This window comes from Yoonia sp., assembly GCF_017854415.1.
Classification (GTDB): Bacteria; Pseudomonadota; Alphaproteobacteria; order Rhodobacterales; family Rhodobacteraceae; genus Yoonia.
Genome location: NZ_JAFMHR010000148.1, coordinates 1 through 3,475, shown reverse-complemented (window position 1 = coordinate 3,475; position 3,475 = coordinate 1). Strand labels below are relative to the sequence as shown.

The following is a 3,475-nucleotide window of genomic DNA, read 5'->3' as shown; positions in this document are numbered from 1 at the left end:
GTTCATCGGCATATCGGGTTGACGGGATCAAGGAATCCGCCTATCTCGCGCTGATCTTATTCACGACCCTGCTTATGCGGGGCTCAACCCCGTATCACAGGATGCGCCAACCAACCGGGTTGGTTATGTCCAAAGAAAAGGAAAACGCTCATGTCGCGCCGTTGCGAACTGACTGGAAAAGGCCCAATGTCTGGCAACAATGTCAGCCATGCCAAGAACCGTACCCGCCGCCGCTTTTTGCCAAACCTGCAGGACGTGACTTTGATGTCCGACGTGTTGGGCCGGACATTCAAGTTCAAAATATCGAATGCTGCGTTGCGCACTGTTGATCACCGCGGTGGTTTGGACGCGTTCATGGCGAAAGCCAAAGAAGGAGAGCTTTCTTTGGACGCGCTGAAGGTCAAGAAAGAGATTGCTAAAGCAACTGCTGCTTAAGCCCTTTCGACCAACAATGAATTGAAAACCCGGGCGCTTCATGCGGCCGGGTTTTTCTTTGTTGTGCGTAAGGTGGCGTCTGGACCCACCTTATGGCAAAGCTTTTCCCATGACCGCTTTGCCCATCGACCCTATCCTGCCCGACTTGATCGCAGCCCTGCAACGCAGTGGCCGCGCTGTCCTGCAGGCGCCTCCTGGCGCGGGTAAAACAACCCGTGTGCCATTGGCGATGCTTGATGCGAATGTGACAGCTGGCAAAGTCATTATGCTTGAACCCCGCCGCCTTGCCGTGCGCGCCGCAGCAACGCGCTTGGCCGAAGGATTGGGCGAGGTGCCGGGCGAAACGGTCGGTTACCGTATGCGTGGCGAAAGCAAAGCTGGCAGCCGGATCGAAGTTGTCACCGAAGGTATTCTGACCCGTATGATCCAATCGGACCCCGAATTAACGGGTGTCGGTGCCGTGATCTTTGATGAATTTCACGAACGATCCTTGAATGCGGACTTGGGTTTGGCGCTCGCTTGGGAAAGCCGCGCTGTGTTGCGTCCTGATCTTTTAGTCGTGGTCATGTCCGCCACTTTAGACGCAGGCCCCGTCGCCGCGATGCTTGACGACGCACCTGTCATTACGTCGCAAGGGCGGGCATTTCCGGTAACGACCCACTACTTGGACCGTGCGATCTCCAAAGGTGTGTGGCTCGAAACGGCAACCGCCGATTTGACCCTACAGGCGCTCAATGAAACAACAGGTGGCGTGCTGGTGTTCTTACCGGGCGAAGGTGAAATTCGCAGGGTTGCGGCCCAACTCGAAGGCCGCCTGCCCGCAGATACCGTTGTTCGCACACTTTACGGCGCACTACCTTTTGCGGACCAACGTCGCGCCATTGCGCCTGTCGAATCTGGACGCAAGATCGTGCTTTCCACCTCTATCGCGGAAACATCCCTGACGATCGAAGATATCCGCGTGGTCGTCGACGCAGGCCGCGCGCGGCGGGCACGGTTTGATCCCGCTTCTGGCATGTCACGCCTTGTCACCGAAAAAGTCAGCAAAGCCGAAGCCACCCAACGTGCGGGTCGCGCAGGCCGTGTCGCCCCCGGTGATGCCTATTGCCTGTGGACCAAAGGCGAACACGGCGCCCTGCCCGCGTTCGCCCCAGCCGAGATTGAGGCGGCAGACCTCGCAGGCCTCGCACTTGAACTGGCCACATGGGGCAGCGACGATCTGGCCTTTCTAACGCCCCCGCCCGTGGGTGCACTGGCTGAAGCACGCAGTTTGCTGGTTAGCCTTGGGGCTTTGGACGCAGACCACCGTATCACAGCGCATGGACGCGCTTTGGCGAAATTACCGCTGCACCCGCGTCTTGCGCATATGCTGCAACGCGCTGGCACGCAGGCCGCACCGTTGGCGGCCCTTTTGGCAGCGCGTGATCCATTGCGCGGCGCACCTGTGGATTTATCGCTTCGGATCAGCGCCTTGCGGGGGCGCTATGATGGCCCCGGTACGTTGCAACATGCTGCGCTTGCACAAATCAAGGCTGAGATCCCGCGCCTATCAAAGGGCTTGCCCAAGGTGCCCTCTCTAAGTTTAGGGCAAATGGCAGCGCTGGCCTACCCTGACCGCGTCGGGATGCGCCGCAAGGGGGATGACCCCCGCTATGTCCTATCGGGAGGCAAAGGCGCGATTATGAGCGCTGCTGATCCGCTGGCTGGTCAGCGTTTGATTGTGGCCACCGACCTTGATGGCGACACCCGCGAGGCAAAGATCCGGCAAGCCGTGATCGTATCAGAACGCGAATTGCGCGATCTCTACGCCGATCAGATTGCATGGCAAAACATCTGCGCATGGTCCAAGCGCGAAGGTCGCGTTGTGGCCCGTCAACAAGAGTGTTTCGGCACGCTTGTCTTGGATGACCGCGTCTGGGTCGATGCCTCATCCGAGGCCATTGCGTTGGCCATGCTTGAAGGCGTACGCCAACTGGGATTACGTCCATCGGCGGCGGCACAGCGTTTTCGCGCACGTGTCGCGCTTGTCGATGACCTGCCCGCGATGGACGACGACACCCTTCTCGCAACTGCTGAAACACGGCTGCTGCCGCACCTGACTGGCGTAAGGTCAACTGACGACTGGAAACGTTTCGATCTGCTGCCCGCCTTGCGCGCAATGCTGGATTGGGGGCAAACCCAACGTCTGGATCAGGCGGCACCTGCGCATTTCACGACGCCCTTGGGCCGCAAAACCCCGATTGACTATGCGGGCGAAGCCCCCGAAATAACGCTGCGCTTGCAAGAGATGTTTGGCGTCACCGCCCACCCGATGATCGGACGCACGCCTTTGCGTGTCACGTTACTATCGCCAGGGCAAAAACCAGTTCAGGTTACCCAAGACATTGTAGGCTTTTGGGCGTCATCCTATGCGGACGTGCGCCGCGATATGCGCGGGCGTTATCCGCGCCATCCTTGGCCAGAAGACCCGACCCAAGCCGACCCTACATTGCGGGCCAAACCACGCGGCACCTAGGCCGATTTGCACACCGAATCACCTTGTGCTAACCTAAACGTAATAAAAACAGCCTATTGGCAGGTACATGAGCAATTTAGACCAATCCTTTTGGACGGGCCGCGAGGTCCATGTCACAGACCCGACTGCAATGCTGCAGATTGGTGCGCTTTGTTTGCGCGACAGCAAGACCGGGCCAGAGGTGTTATTGGTCAAGTCATCACGCGGGCGCTGGATTGTACCCAAAGGCTGGCCGATGGACGGACATACCGACGCAGAAGCCGCTAAAATCGAAGCTTGGGAAGAAGGCGGCGTGCGCAAAGGCGACGTCAGCAAAACACCCGTTGGCGGCTATATGACCGAAAAGCGGTTTGACGACGGGCGGCGCGTGCCGTGCTATGTCAGTGTATACCGCATTGACGTGACCAAAATGACCGATACCTACCCAGAGGCTGGCCAACGCAAGCGCAAATGGTTGCCCCTGAAAAAAGCCAAAAAGAAAGTCGATGATTCAGGTTTGCGGGCGTTGCTCAAGGCCTTGACGTA

General features: G+C 58.6%; 3 protein-coding genes. All 3 read left to right on the top strand.

Going from position 1 to position 3,475, the window contains the following annotated elements:
- The first annotated feature begins 150 nt into the window (after nucleotides 1–150).
- Nucleotides 151–435: a 50S ribosomal protein L28 gene (gene rpmB / locus QZ197_RS13820; RefSeq protein WP_296432716.1), complete on the top strand. Its 285-nt coding sequence runs from the start codon at nucleotides 151–153 to the stop codon at nucleotides 433–435.
- A 109-nt stretch (nucleotides 436–544) separates the two neighbouring features.
- Nucleotides 545–2,950: an ATP-dependent helicase HrpB gene (gene hrpB, locus QZ197_RS13815; protein WP_296432714.1), complete on the top strand. Its 2,406-nt coding sequence runs from the start codon at nucleotides 545–547 to the stop codon at nucleotides 2,948–2,950.
- 67 nt (nucleotides 2,951–3,017) lie between these two features.
- Nucleotides 3,018–3,475 (top strand): NUDIX hydrolase (locus QZ197_RS13810; protein ID WP_296432712.1); only part of this gene is annotated, 458 nt, incomplete at its 3' end.